Source organism: Variovorax sp. FW301-JW7 (assembly GCF_058788795.1).
In genome coordinates, this window is record NZ_JBYTBC010000001.1 from 54,005 (window position 1) to 67,859 (window position 13,855).

The following is a 13,855-nucleotide window of genomic DNA, read 5'->3' on the forward strand; positions in this document are numbered from 1 at the left end:
ACCCCTGATGGACACCGCGACCGCACGCTTCTACCAAGACAACGCGAAGGACGTCGCGGGCCGGTACGAGTCCGTGGAAAGCCCTGTCGCTAAGTACTTTCCTCTTGCATTCGTGGCAGGCGGTCGGGTGCTAGACATCGGGGCTGGTTCCGGGCGAGACCTGGCGCACTTGCTGCGCAGCGGGTATGACGCCTACGGCATTGAACCAACCGACGGTCTGCGCACGGCGGCCCTGTCGGCCCATCCCGAGCTGCTGGAACGGCTTCAAGCGGCTTCCCTGCCCGCGCCGGGCCTGCCGTTCGGTGGAGGGTTCGATGGAATCCTGTGCAGCGCGGTGCTTATGCATGTGCCGGACCACGAACTTTTCGATGCTGCATTGGCCATGCGCGCCTTGCTGAAGCCGCGTGGGCGAGTGCTGCTCTCGCTGCCGTTGTCGAGGGGCGAGGGCCTGGTGGAGCAGCGCGACGCGAGTGGACGCTTGTTCGAAGGGTATACCGCTGAGGAAATCCAGCTGCTGTTCGAGCGGCTCGGCTTCCAATGCGTCGGGCGCTGGAACTCCGACGATGCGCTGGCGCGCACGGGTACCACCTGGTACACGCTTCTGCTGGAGCTGCAATCCACAGGCTCACTGCGATCCATCGATCAGATTGAAGGCGTGCTCAACAGGGATCGAAAAGTCGCCACCTACAAGCTGGCGCTGTTCCGAGCTTTGGCAGATCTGGCGATGCATGAGAGCAAGGTGGCGGTTTGGCATGCAGATGGCACCGTCGGCGTGCCGCTGATGCGCATCGCTGAGAAGTGGCTGATGTACTACTGGCCCATCTTTGCCGCCTCTCGGTTTATTCCGCAGTCTCAGTCGGAAGGGGCAGGGGATGCAAAGCCGGTGAAATTCAGGGCGGCGCTCACTGCGCTGATGCAGCCGTACCGGGAGCAGGGCGCTTATGGTGGGCTCAGCGCCTGGCACCTGGATTGGCAGTCTGGGCGGCTCTCGCCAGAAGTCCAGGCGCAGCTGAAATCCACCCTTCGAACCATTGCGGAGACGATACGTCTGGGGCCTGTTGCCTTCTCGGGCGGCGCGTTGGATACAGGGACGGTATTCGAGTTCGACCGTCGCACCGGCCTGGTGATTCTTCCTGCGGGTATCTGGAACGAGCTGAGCCTGTTGGGCCACTGGATCGCCGATGCGGTGGTCCTGCGCTGGGCTGCACTGTCCGAGCGCTTTGGGTACCGGCAAGCCGTGACGTCGGGGGATGTGCTCCCGCTGCTGCTGGCCCGGCCCGATCCCGAGAGAGCCACCATGCTTGCCCGTCAAGCGTACGAGCGGGCCGGGATCACACGGTGTACCTGGTCGGGGCGCCCGCTGAAGCAGCGGTTCGTGGTCGACCACGCGATCCCGTTTGCGCTATGGGCGAGCAACGACCTGTGGAACCTCCTGCAGGCGGACCACCAAGTCAACGCCAACAAGTCTGACAAGCTTCCATCGGCCCAGCTTCTCAGCGACAGGCGCCTAGCAGTGATGGAGGATTGGGCGGTGCTGCGAGCCGCGCATCCTGTGTTGTTTGATCGTCAGGCGACCCAGTTTTTAGGAAGCCCACCTACTGATTCACTTGGCTGGGCGGACGCCATGTTTGGGCGGTTTCGCGAGGCTGTGGAGGTCACTGCGCTGCAGCGAGGCGCTGAGCGATGGTCGATTTAGGGCGGCCAACGACGCACAGGAATCCGGTGCCGGCAGCAGCGCGGGCCATCGCCAACATGGGCGCTCAGTCACGTTCGCTACAACAGTGACGACACTCATACCCAGTGACTCAAAGTGTTTGAAGTTGGCGCGGAAGGAAAATTCAGCGCCGGCAAGCCTGTCGAAATGACCCGTCCGCAGGCGGTCGAGAAAATGAAGGCGGGGAGCAAGTTCACGACCATCGTGCAGAAGGCTGACAAATCCTGGCTGATGGGCGCACATCTGGAAATCATGCCGGTCGAGACCGAGTACCTGAAAACCAAGAAGGACAAGTCGACCCGGGACAAATCTTGAGAGCCTGCCGATCTTCTAGGTCGCGCGTGGCGTGTGACGCGCGCCGCACCGCTATGCCCATTCAGCTGTCTCAAGGCGGCCAGCAGTTCATTAAGTCTCGCGGTTCAGTTGAGAACCCCAAGAATGTTGCGAAAAGTCAACTAGCTAAGAGGATCTCAGGGAGGGGGTACAAAAGGGGGTACAGCAGTTTCTCAAAATCGGAAAAATCCAGCATTCATGCGGCTTGCGGGCGATCTTTAGATCGGTTTCACACGACCAAATCAGTAGATAGATCAACGGGTCAGAGCCACAAGCTCTGACCCGTTTTTCTTTGTGCCTGACAAAGGCGCGGGTGTGCTGCAAACCCAGGGGCAGCCTTCGCCATGCCCCAGTCGCGGCCGGCAAGGGGCCGACAGGGGGATGCGCTTCGTCACCTTGACGTCGTACGGGTTTTAGCGGCAGCAACTCTTCGCGTTGGGTCTTCTCGATCCAGAGCCGACTGGAGGTCACCTGTACAAGGTTCAGGTGCATCACGTTGCCTCCTTGAAGGGGTGGAATCGATCTCCATCCAGCAACAAGCCCCGCCCTCTGGATGCAGAGGCGGGGCGTTGATGGGGAGGGGAGGGGGAGGGACGTCGCGCGAAAGCTCATCCTGAGAGTTCCAGCGCATGTGCGAGAGCCCACTGCTTGCGTATGGCGCCTTGGCCGAACCAGGCATTGTCAAGGCGGTGCTCGCAACTTCAGCTCAACGCGATGGCGAGCAATTGAATGAGAAGCCGCACAAGACGCCTGGCTTCAAACACCGGCGGAGACGCTTGGCGAATGCGTTGCAGCGACCGGTTGAATCCACCACCGGCCGCAGTCGCTCAAGTGCCCCGTGCCCGACGCCGGCCTTCCCTTCGACCTGACGTTGGACATGCGTGTCGCGGCAGCCGGCCCGGTGAGGTGTGCCTGCGCTCGAGCCCGAGGGGCCGCGTTGGCAGCGCGGCGTTTCATCCCATCGACAGGCTGCTGAGAATCAACCGCACCAGCATGGTCTGTCGGGTCACGCCGGTCTTGGAGAAGATGGAGCGCAGGTGCGCACGCGCGGTGTTCTTGCGGATGCCGAGTTCTTCGGAGGCCTCTTCCAGCGTCTGGCCGTTGGCCAGCTGCATGGCCAGTGCGGCTTCGGCGGGCGTGAGGTCGAAGAGGTTGCGCATGATCTCGTGCGAGGCCTCGGACTTGCGCTCCGGGTCGCGGATCATCACCGCGACCGAGGGGCGGCGCTTGCCTTCGGACCAGGCGTTCAGCGGGATCGCGCGCACGATCACGCCGAGCTTGGCGCGTCCGGACGGTCGGGTGATGGCCAGGGCCGCGGCGACGGCGGGCTTCCACTTGGTCGCGGTCGACAGCGCCTCGGTGATCAGCTGCTGCAGCTCGCGGTCCCCCTGGCGGTAGTCGGCCTTGATGGCGCCTTGCGACATGCCGAGGCCGTCGTTCTCCTTGAGGATCTCGGAGGCGATCGTCGTCATCTTCAGGAGCTTGCCGGCCTCGTCCAGGATCACCATGCCCAGTTGCATGCGGTCGACCGTGCCCGCGTAGAGCTCGCGTTCGGTCTCCAGCACGTCACCCTGCGAATGCAGATGCACCGCGAGCTTCAGGTGCGGCAGCAGGATCTTGAGCAGTTCGCGGTCGGTGCCCGAGAAGCGCGCTTGCGTGTCCGAGCGGCAGATCCGGAAATGGCAATCCAGGATGCCGCCGTCGTGGGGCGAAGTGTGAGGCTGGGCGTGCCCGGAGGCATGGAAGTCGAAGCCCAGCATCTGGCCGATGTTCTCCGGCTCCAGGAACTGCTTGTAGAACTCGCAGGCCTTGAGGTCGGCCTCGTTGATCACTTCATCGAGGCTGAGCACGCGGTCCAGCGGCAGGTTCACGAAGGGGTCGATGGCGCAGGCGTACTGGTCGTAGGCGGTGGCGATGCGGACCGGAAACCCCTGCTTCCAGACCAGCACCAGCCCGTAGCGGTCGATGACCGGCCGGCGCAGGACCAGGGTGACCCAGTTGGCGTCCAGCAGGCGCCCGACCTCGCTGAGCAGGCTTTGCCAGGGCACGGTTTCGGTCGAGCCGTGATAGACCAAGCGCACCAGTTCGCTGAATTCCGACAGCGAAAGAGGAATGGCAGCGCCTGTGCCCACCGGCGCCTGCACAGGCTTGTCGTTTTCTTCCACTTTCAAGCCTCGGTTGGTACGAATCAGGGCGAGCGAAGGTGAAAATTTTACAGGCGCCTGCCGTTCCAGTGTAGTTCGAAAGGTTTCGCCAAAGCGATCGTCCGGCAGGGGGCGGGCTTGTGCGTGGAGGGTGTTCATGGGGCCTCGATCTACCGTTTCTCGGAACACGAAACCGGGTGCGGCTGTTCGACCACGGGGGCATTTCCAGTGCCGGGGTTCATTCGGCAACGCCCCTGTTTCCTGCGCGAACGCCGGGCTCGATCATGGGCGTGGGCGCCTCAGAAGTAGTAGCGGTTGAGGCTGTCCACGACGCACGCCGGCCGCTCGCTGCCTTCGAGTTCGACGGTGACCTGGATGACGCACTGCACGCCGCCGTCCCCCAGTGGCGTGACGGTGAGCATCTTCCCGCTGCCGCGCAGGCGCGAGCCGACCCGCACCGGCGCGGGAAAGCGCACGCGGTCGCTGCCGTAGTTCAGACCCATGCGCATGTCGACCTGCAGGATCTGCGGCATGAAGAGGTTGGCGAGCGACAGCGTCAGGTAGCCGTGCGCGATGGTGGCGCCATACGGCCCGGCGGCGGCCCGCTGCGGGTCGACGTGGATCCACTGGTGGTCGCCGGTGGCGGCGGCGAACTGGTCGATGCGCTCCTGCGTGATGCGCAGCCAGTCGCTGCATCCCAGGGGATGGCCCGCCGCCGCGACCAGCGCCTGTGCCGAGGCGAAGACAGGGCGTGGCGGTGCCTCGCCGGAAGGGGTCAGGCCCTGGACGTCATGCATGCTGGCTGCTCGCGGAGAGGACTTCGCCGACCAGGTAGCTGGCGTAGTCGCTGGCCAGGAAGACCATGATGTTGGCCATCTCCCAGACCTCTGCGGGGCGGCCGAACGCTTCGTTCTGCGCCAGCCTCTCGAGCATGTCCGCCGGCGCCACCTTGCGCAGGAAATCGTGCATGGCGATGCTCGGCGCGATGGCGTTGATGCGCACGCCGTACTCGGCCGCCTCCAGCGCGCTGCAGCGGGTGAGCGCCATCACGCCGGCCTTGGCGGCGGCGTAGTGCGCCTGTTCCTTCTGCGCACGCCAGCCGACCACCGAGGCGTTGTTGACGATGGCGCCGCTGCGGCGGGCCTGCATGGGACCCAGCATGGCGCGGGTCATGCGGAAGGTGCCGGTCAGCGTGACGTCCAGCACCTGCTGCCACTCTTGGTCGCTCATGTCGACCACGCGCCGGGAGCCGCCCAGGCCTGCGTTGTTGATCAGCACGTCGGTGCCGCCGAGCTTGTCTTCGGCCGCCGCGACCAGGGCCTGCACCTGGTCTTCCTGCGTCACGTCGCACAACTGGGTGTGGATGTGGCCGTGGCCGGTCTCGGCGCGCAATTTTTCGGCGGCTTCCTCGAGCCGGCGCGGATGGATGTCCGAGATCATCAGCGCGCGGCAGCCTTCCTCGGCGAAGCGGCGCGCCGCCGCGTAGCCGATGCCGGCACCGGCCGCGGCGGTGATCAGCACGGACTTGCCCTTGGCGAGGCCATGCGCTGTGGTGGGGTAGGGGGGAGGAGAAAGGGGGACCACGAGGGCTCCTGCTGTGGATGGGGCGTGAACGGAGAGTGCGGAAACCGGCGGTCGGCCTCAGCGCGCCGGGCGCGGTTCCTTGGGCATGCCCAGGGCGCGTTCGGCAATGATGTTGAGCTGGATCTCGCTGGTGCCGGCAACGATGGTGTCCGAGCGGCTGAACAGAAAGATCTGCTGCAGGCGCGTGCGCGAGAAGTCGTCGATGAGGATGTCGCCTTCCAGGCCGAGCACATCCATGGCCAGCTTGCCGAGGTCGCGGTGCCAGTGCGACCAGTAGTGCTTGTTGATGTAGGCCTCGCGCGAGAGCTCGCCGCTCAACTGCGCGGACATCGTGCGCAGCGTGTTGTAGTGCATCACCTTCAGGCCCAGCGCCGCGTGGCCGATGCGCGCGCGCAGCGCCGGCACCTGGTCGGCACCGGTGGCGCGGGCTGCGTCGCACACCAGGGCCAGCTGGTGCTCGAAGTGCATCTGCTGGTCGATCCACGACAGGCCGCGCTCGAAGCCCAGCAGGGCCATCGCCACCTTCCAGCCTTCGCCCGGTGCGCCCACGGCGTGCGCCGCCGGCGTGCGTGCACCGTCGAAGAACACCTCGTTGAATTCGCAGGTGCCGGTGATCTGCCGGATCGGGCGGACCTCGACGCCGGGCTGGTCGAGCGCGACCAGCAGGAACACCAGGCCCGAGTGCCCGCGCGAGCCGGCCTCGCAACGGGCCAGCACGAAGATCCATTGCGAGTCCTGCGCCAGCGAGGTCCAGACCTTCTGCCCGTCGATCACCCACTCGCCGGTGTCGGCATCGAGCCGGGCGCGGGTCTGCACATTGGCCAGGTCGGACCCCGCGCCGGGTTCGGAATAGCCCTGGCACCAGTAGTCGGTGCCGGCCACGATGCCGGGCAGAAAGCGGCGCTGCTGCTCGGCACTGCCATGGGCGATGAGGGTCGGCCCCAGCAAGGTTTCGCCGAGGTGGCCCATGCGGCCGGGGCCGCCGGCGCGTGCGTACTCTTCGTGAAAGATGATCTGGCGCGCCACGGAGAGTTCGCGCCCGCCATGTGCGCGCGGCCAGCCGATGCAGGTCCAGCGGCCGGCGGCCAGCAGTTGTTCCCACGCCTTGCGCAGCTCGGGGTAGGCGTCTTCGTCGCCGGGGCCGCCGCGGTGGCGCAGGCACGCGAAGCGGCCCACGAGGTGGGTCTGCATCCATTGCGCCACTTCGGCGCGGAACGCCTCGTCGGTGTCGGTCGTTGCAAGGGTCATGGTGTGCAAGAAAGGTTTCGGGCGTCGCCCAGCAAGGTGGCGGCCGCGCGTTCGCGCAAGAGGTCGGGGGTGCCCAGCCACTGGGTGCCGGCCTGTGCGCGCTTGAAGTACAGCTGCGGGTCGTATTCCCAGGTGAAGCCGACGCCGCCGTGCAGCTGGATGGCTTCCTGCGCGCAGAAGAAGAAGGCATCGGACGCAAAGGACTTGGCGCACGCCGCTTCCAGCAGGAGTCCGGCGGTCGTCACGTCCGCTTCGGAGGCCGCGCGTGCGGCGCCGGTCACCGCGGAGCGGGTCGACTCGATGCGCACCATCATCTCGGCGCAGCGGTGCTTCACCGCCTGGAACGAGGCGAGCGTGCGACCGAATTGAACGCGTTCCGCGACATAGGCCAGCGTGAGGTCCAGGCACTGCTGTGCGCCGCCCAGTTGCTCGGCGGCCAGCGCGATGGCTGCCAGTGCTTCGGTGCGCTGCAGCGCCTTGGCGGCCCGGGCACCCTCGGCGACCAGCGCCCCGGGCGGCAACTGAACTTCGGGCAGCACCACCTCGGCGGTGCGGCGCGTGAGGTCCATGCCCCGGTGTTCCGTGGCGCGCAGGCCGGGCGTGCCGGCCGGCACGGCGAACAGCGCAGGTGCCTGGTCGAGCAGGGCCGTGACCAGCAGCAGCTCGGCCTGCGCGCCGTCGGGCACGTGGCGAAAGCTCCCCTCCAGCACGAAGCCGCTGTCCGTGCGCCGGGCGATGGCGGTCACGCGCGCAGGGTCCCAGCCGATGCCGGTTTCGCCGAAGGCCAGCGTGGCGCGCAGGGTGCCGTCCGCGATGCGTGGCAGCCAGGCTTCGCAGGCCGCGGGGTTGCCGCTTTGCTGCAACGCGGTTGCGGCCAGGCACACGGTGGCGAAGTAGGGCGAGCAGACCAGGCGGCGGCCCATCTGTTCGAGCAGCAGCGCCACCTCGACCCAGGACAGCGCCAGGCCGCCGCAGTCTTCGGCGATCGGCAGGGCGCACCAGCCCATTTCCACGCCCATGCGCGTCCATAGCGCGGGATCGAAGCCGCGTTCGGATTCCATGGCCTGGCGCACGGCACCCGACGGGCTTTGCGCCGTCAGGAAGTCGGCGGCGGCGTCGCGGATCATCCGTTGGTCCGCGCTCAGGCTGAAGTCGACATAGCCGCTCATTGGTATACCTCCGTGCTTCGCACTGCGGTGCGAGCTTGCTTGGGGCGGCCCGGCGCGGCGCTCATGCGCCGTACACCGGTTGCGGCGTTGCCGCCTCGGCGATCAGCGCATCGATCACCGGCCTCAGCTCGGCCGGTTCCCATCGCGCGCCCTTGTCGCGCAGCGCACCCACGCGCCAGCCGTCGGACAGCGACACCTGCCCGCCCGAAGCCTCGAAGACGCGTCCCGTGATGTGCGCGGACAGCGGGCTGCCCAGGAACACCACCAGCGAGGCGACGTTGGCCGGGTCCCAGAAGTCGAAGCTGTCGTCGGCGGGCACCTGCACCCTGGCGGCCATCTCCTGCGTGCTCTGGGTCATCGCGGTGCGAGCCGCGGGCGCCAGGGCGTTGACGCTGATGTCGTAGCGCCGCAGCTCGGCCGCCTGCACCAGCGTCAGCGCGGCAATGCCGGCCTTGGCACAGCTGTAGTTCGATTGGCCCACCGAGCCCTGCAGGCCTGCGCCCGAGCTGGTGTTGATGATGCGTGCGTCCACCGAGGCACCGGCCTTCTTGCGGTCTCGCCAGTGGCGCGCCAGCGTGTTGGACAGGCAGAAGTGGCCGCGCAGGTGAACGCGCATGACCTCGTCCCAGTCCTCGTCGCTCATGCTGACGAACATGCGGTCGCGCAGGTTGCCTGCGTTGTTGACGAGGACATGCACGTCGCCGAAGCGCGCGATGGCCTGCGCGACGATGTCCTGCGCGCCCCGCATCGTGGCGATGTCGTCGCTGTTGGCCAGCGCCTGGCCGCCGGCCGCCGCGATGGTATCGGCAACCTCTTGCGCCGCGTCGAGGCGGATGTCGTTGACCACGACCTGGGCGCCGGCCTCGGCAAAGGCCAGTGCATAGGCACGGCCCAGGCCGCCGCCGGCGCCGGTGATGATGACGGTTCGCTGTTCGCAAATCTTCATGGCAGGCGGCTCCTCAACCCAGGCGTTCGATGATGGTGACGTTGGCCTGCCCGCCGCCTTCACACATGACCTGCAGCCCGTAGCGGCCGCTGCTGCGCTCGAGTTCGTGCAACAGCGTGGTCATCAGCTTGGCACCGGTCGCGCCCAGCGGGTGGCCCAGCGCGATGGCACCGCCGTTCACGTTGGTGCGTTCCGCCGGATAGCCGGTCTCCTTGTGCCAGGCCATGACCACCGACGCGAAGGCTTCGTTGATCTCGACGCGGTCGATGTCCTCCAGCCGCAGGCCGGACTTCTTCATCGCCGCGGCCGTTGCCGGAATGGGCGCGGTGAGGTGCCAGATGGGGTCGTCGGCCAGCACGCTCATGTGGTGGATGCGCGCGCGCGGCGTGAGGCCGTAGCGCTTCAGGGCACGCTCGGACACGACCAGCAGGGCCGCCGCACCGTCGCAGGTCTGGCTCGACACGCCGGCGGTGATGCCCGGGTACTCGGGCGCGACCGGCTCCAGCGTCGCCATCTTTTCGAGCGAGGTTTCCCGCGCCGTCTCGTCCATGGCAAGGCCCGCGAGCGGCACGATCTCGCGCGTGAAGCGGCCTTCGGCGATGGCACGGCGCGCGCGCGCGTGGCTTTCCAGCGCGTAGGCCTCCATGTCCTGGCGCGAGCACTGCCACTTGTCGGCAATGATCTGCGCCGCATAGAACTGGTTGACCGGCTGGTTGCCGAAGCGGGCCGTCCAGCCCTGGCTGCCCGAGAAGGGGTCGGGGTAGCCGAGCGCCTGGCCCGCGCTCATGGCGTAGGCGATGGGCACCATGCTCATGTTCTGCACGCCGCCGACGGCGATGACGTCCTGCGTGCCGCTCATCACGGCCTGTGCCGCGAAGTGCAGCGCCTGCTGCGACGAGCCGCAGGCCCGGTCGATCACGGTGCCAGGCACATGCATCGGCAGGCCGGCGGCCAGCCACGAGGTGCGGCTGATGACGCCGGCATTGGGCCCGACCGCATCGACGCAGCCGAAGATCACGTCTTCGTAGTCTTCCGCCGGCACGGCGTTGCGCTCGACCAGCGCCTTGAGGACATGGGCGCCGAGGTCGGCGGGGTGAACACCGGACAGCGCGCCACGGCGTTTGCCCGTGGGGGTGCGCAAGGCGTCGACAAGATAGGCTTCAGTCACTGGGTCTCCGTCACGTACTGGTTGATGGCTGGTGTGGGCCATTCTTCCGGGCGAGATCGGTGCATGCATCGTCCATCGGGACTAGGAGTGACTGGTGGTGAACGCCGTGCATGCGCGAAGACTCCACGGCCCGAGAGATCGTTCAGGCACGCGCCGCTTCACGCACCGCAAGCAGTCATCGACTGCCCGCGGTGCGTGAAGTCGACGCGGGTTCGCTCAGCCCTGGTTGACGTTGGCCGCCGTCAGGAAGCCCGGCCGTTCGCCGCCGCCATGCACCAGCAGGCTCGTGCCGGAGACGTAGCTGGCGCGCGGGCCGGCAAGGAAGACGCAGGCATCGCCGATGTCCTGCGGCTGCGCCAGGCGCTGCGCCGGAATGGTCGCCGCAACCGCCGCAATGCCGGCGGCATCGCCGTAGTGCAACGCCGACTGCTCCGTCTCCACCAGCCCGGGGCTGACCGCCACGACACGCACTTTGGGCGCCCATTCGATGGCCAGCGAACTGGTCAGGCTGAGGATGCCGGCCTTGGCCGCGGCATAGGTTGCGGTGCCCGGCTGCGCGCGCGTGGCGGCAACGCTGCCGATGAACTCGATGACGCCGCCTTCGGCCTGTTGCTGCATCACGGCATTGGCCTGGATCGCCAGCGTCAGCGGCGCCATCAGGTTCAGCCGCAGGATGGACTGGTGAAAGCGCGGCGACCCATCGCTGGCATAGGCAAAGGGCGTGCCGCCCGCGTTGTTCACCAGCACGTCGAGCCGCCCGTGGTCCGCGACGATGGCCGCGACCAGCGCCGCCGTGGCATCGGTATCGACCACATCGCAGGTGTGGAACTGCGCGCTGCGGCCGTCCGACTGCGGCAGCGAGGCGGGCGTCTTGCGGCCGCACACGATCACCGTGGCGCCGGCGTCCATGAAGCGCTGGCTGATGCCCCGGCCCACGCCCTGCGCGCCACCGGTGACCAGCACCACCTTGCCTGCAAGTTCTTGATTCGGATTCATGTCGTACTCGCTCTCTCGGTCTCTTCGTTGGGGTGTGGCCCGATGCGCCGGTTGTGGTCAGACACCGAAGCCGCCGGCCACCGGGAGCTGGTGGCCGGTGATGTAGCTGGCGCGGTCGGAGGCCAGGAACACCGCCGCATGGGCGATGTCCTCGGCCTTGCCGATGCGCTTGAGCGGCACCGCATCGATCGTGTTGCGTTCCCACTGTGCATCGAAAACGCCGCGCCGTTGCAGCTCCAGGTGCATGCCTGCGTCGATGACGCCGACCAGCACCGAGTTGGCGCGGATGTTGAAGCGTCCCTCTTCACGCGCCACGCCGCGCACCACCGCCTCGTTCGCCGCCTTGGGGATGACCGACAGGCCATCCCGCGCCGGCCAGACCACCTCGCCGGCCGAGCCGATGTGCACGAAGGAGCCGCCGCCCCAGGCCCGAAAGCGCGGCAGGGCTGCCTGCACGGTGTTGAAGAAGCCCGACACCTCTTCCGTCAGGGCGCGCTGCCACTGGTCGCGGGTGATGCGGGAGATGTAGACCTGCTCGGTCACCGCGGCCGCGCTGAAGACGATGGTGTGGATGCGGCCGTGCTGCTGCGCGACCGTGTCGATCAGCGCGGCGATGGCCGCGCCATCGGCTGTGTCCAGCCGGTGCACGCTGGCGCTGCGGTCTAGCGCCCGGACCTCGTCGGCGGTCTGTTGCGCCGCTGATTCACGGGAGAAATAGGTCAGGGCGACATCGCTGCCGGCGCGCGCGAATTCGCGGCAGATGCTGCGGCCGATGCCGCCGCTGCCGCCGATGACCAGGGTGACGCCGGAGGGAAAAGCAGAGGTTGTCATGAAGGTGCTCGGGAAGAAGAAAGCGGGGGGCCTGAGGGTTCATGTCGCGTCGGAACACCCACCCGTCGAAAGCGTCTCAGTGGCCGCTGGCCACAGGCAGCTTGCGCAGTTCGCGCTTGAGCACCTTGCCGCTGGCGTTGGTCGGCAGCGTCTCGACAAAGTCGATGAACTGCGGCACCTTGTAGTTGGCCATGTGGGCGCGGCACCAGGTGACGAACTCGCCGGATTCCAGCGGCACGCCGGGCTTCCTGACGACGAAGGCGCGGCCGACTTCGCCCATGCGTTCGTCGGGCACGCCGATCACGGCGATCTGCGACACCGCCGGATGCCGGCTGGCCAGGCGCTCGATCTCGGCGGGGTAGCAGTTGAAGCCGCCGGCGATGTAGACGTCCTTGACCCGGTCGGTGATGCGCAGGTAGCCGTGCGCATCGAGCGTGCCGATGTCGCCCGAATGCAGCCAGCCATTCGCATCGATGGCCTGCTGCGTGGCGCCCTCGTCGTCGAGGTAGCCCAGCATGACGTTGTAGCCGCGGATCAGCACCTCGCCCGGTTGGTCCGGCGGCTGGGTCCGGCCGTCGGTGTCGACGATCCTGATCTCGACATCTCGGATGGCGCGCCCTGCCGTGGTGGCCACGGTGTGCGCGTCGTCGTCGGGCGCACTCAGCGCGGCCGTGCCGCAGCACTCGCTCAGGCCGTAGCCGGTCAGCACGGTCTTGAAACCGAAGTCGCGCCGCATCGACTCGATCAGCGAGGGCGGCGTGGAGGTGGAGCCGGTGATGGCGGCGCGCAGGCTCGACAGGTCGGTGGCCGCGAAATCCGGGTGGCTCAGCATGCTGTAGTAGATCGTCGGCGGCCCGGGCAGCACGCTGACCTTGTCGCGCGCGATCGTGCGCAGCACCTCGCCTGCATCGAACACGGCGACCGGCATCAGCGTCAGGCCGTTCATGATGCCGACCATCCAGCCCGACTTGTAGCCCATCGAATGGAAGAAGGGGTTGACCATCAGGTAGCGGTCCTGCGGCACCAGGCCCATGACCTGCGACCAGTCGTCCATGGTGCGCAGGTTCTGCCCGTGTCCGCACTTGACGCCCTTGGGGTGGCCGGTGGTGCCCGAGGTGAAGATCACGTCGGAGACCATCTCGGGCGTGACCGACAGGGCCCGTTCCCGCGCGGCCGCTTCGCTCACCGACTCGCCGCGGGCGATGAAGTCCTGCCAGCCGGTGTCGCTGTCTTTCGCGCCGTGAATGACCAGGATCTTTTCCAGCGACGGCGGCAGGTGGCCCGTCAGCAGGTCGGGGTAGTGGACGCCCAGGAAGTCGCCCGTGGACAGCAGCAGGCGCGCGCCACTCTTCTCCAGCACATAGCCGACCTCCAGGCCCTTCATGCGGGTGTTCACCGGCACCACCACCGCGCCCACGCCGAGGATGCCCAGCGCGGCGACGATCCACTCGCGGCAATTGGGCGCCCAGATGGCCACGCGCTCGCCGGGCGCGATGCCCCAGGCCATCAGGGCGCGGCTGGCGGCCAGGACCATGCGGTCCAGTTCGGCATAGCTGGTGCGCACGCCCCGCTCTTCGATGGCGCTGTGGTCCGGATGGCGCGAGACGGTCTGCGCGAAGGCACGGGGGATGGTGGGAATCGGTGGCAGCAGGGACATGGTGCAGAGGAGGAGTGTCTGGGAGGGGCGCGCGATCGCGAGGGCGAAGGGGGCGTGAAGCCCTG

12 protein-coding genes are annotated in these 13,855 nt (G+C 67.4%); 2 read left to right on the forward strand and 10 right to left on the reverse strand.

The genetic code is table 11. From position 1 onward, the window contains the following. Positions 1-7 precede the first annotated feature (7 nt). Positions 8-1,696 carry a class I SAM-dependent methyltransferase gene (locus AC3WQM_RS00190; RefSeq protein WP_492676426.1) on the forward strand — a complete coding sequence of 563 codons (1,689 nt, stop codon included), beginning with the start codon at positions 8-10 and terminating at the stop codon, positions 1,694-1,696. A 114-nt stretch (positions 1,697-1,810) separates the two neighbouring features. Further along, entirely contained in the window at positions 1,811-2,029 is a 219-nt protein-coding gene (locus AC3WQM_RS00195; RefSeq protein WP_492676427.1) for a hypothetical protein, read from the forward strand. Positions 2,030-3,000: 971 nt separating this feature from the next. Here the strand turns inward: AC3WQM_RS00195 and AC3WQM_RS00200 are convergent. From AC3WQM_RS00200 to AC3WQM_RS00245, 10 genes are all read right to left on the reverse strand, one after another. Beyond that, on the reverse strand, positions 3,001-4,212 hold the full coding sequence (locus AC3WQM_RS00200; RefSeq protein ID WP_492677172.1) for a helix-turn-helix transcriptional regulator: 1,212 nt from the start codon (positions 4,210-4,212) through the stop codon (positions 3,001-3,003). Between the two features lie 278 nt (positions 4,213-4,490). Continuing rightward, positions 4,491-4,988 carry a MaoC family dehydratase gene (locus AC3WQM_RS00205; protein WP_492676428.1) on the reverse strand — a complete coding sequence of 166 codons (498 nt, stop codon included), beginning with the start codon at positions 4,986-4,988 and terminating at the stop codon, positions 4,491-4,493. Beyond that, positions 4,981-5,775 carry an SDR family oxidoreductase gene (locus AC3WQM_RS00210; protein ID WP_492676429.1) on the reverse strand — a complete coding sequence of 265 codons (795 nt, stop codon included), beginning with the start codon at positions 5,773-5,775 and terminating at the stop codon, positions 4,981-4,983. Before AC3WQM_RS00210 ends, AC3WQM_RS00205 begins: the two co-directional genes overlap by 8 nt. A gap of 57 nt (positions 5,776-5,832) precedes the next feature. Further along, a complete protein-coding gene (locus AC3WQM_RS00215) occupies positions 5,833-7,023 on the reverse strand; it encodes an acyl-CoA dehydrogenase family protein (RefSeq protein WP_489058670.1) in 1,191 nt (396 codons plus the stop codon). Then, entirely contained in the window at positions 7,020-8,192 is a 1,173-nt protein-coding gene (locus tag AC3WQM_RS00220; protein ID WP_492676430.1) for an acyl-CoA dehydrogenase family protein, read from the reverse strand. The genes AC3WQM_RS00215 and AC3WQM_RS00220 overlap by 4 nt, the downstream gene beginning before the upstream one ends. Positions 8,193-8,253: 61 nt before the next feature. After that, positions 8,254-9,138, reverse strand: a complete 885-nt coding sequence (locus AC3WQM_RS00225; protein ID WP_492676431.1) for an SDR family oxidoreductase — start codon at positions 9,136-9,138, stop codon at positions 8,254-8,256. A gap of 13 nt (positions 9,139-9,151) precedes the next feature. Continuing rightward, entirely contained in the window at positions 9,152-10,306 is a 1,155-nt protein-coding gene (locus AC3WQM_RS00230; protein ID WP_492676432.1) for an acetyl-CoA C-acetyltransferase, read from the reverse strand. Positions 10,307-10,522: 216 nt separating this feature from the next. Then, positions 10,523-11,302 carry an SDR family oxidoreductase gene (locus tag AC3WQM_RS00235; RefSeq protein ID WP_492676433.1) on the reverse strand — a complete coding sequence of 260 codons (780 nt, stop codon included), beginning with the start codon at positions 11,300-11,302 and terminating at the stop codon, positions 10,523-10,525. A gap of 57 nt (positions 11,303-11,359) precedes the next feature. Beyond that, positions 11,360-12,133, reverse strand: coding sequence for an SDR family NAD(P)-dependent oxidoreductase (locus AC3WQM_RS00240; protein WP_492676434.1), 774 nt, complete (start codon positions 12,131-12,133; stop codon positions 11,360-11,362). Positions 12,134-12,209: 76 nt separating this feature from the next. Further along, positions 12,210-13,790, reverse strand: a complete 1,581-nt coding sequence (locus tag AC3WQM_RS00245; protein ID WP_492676435.1) for a FadD3 family acyl-CoA ligase — start codon at positions 13,788-13,790, stop codon at positions 12,210-12,212. Positions 13,791-13,855 lie beyond the last annotated feature (65 nt).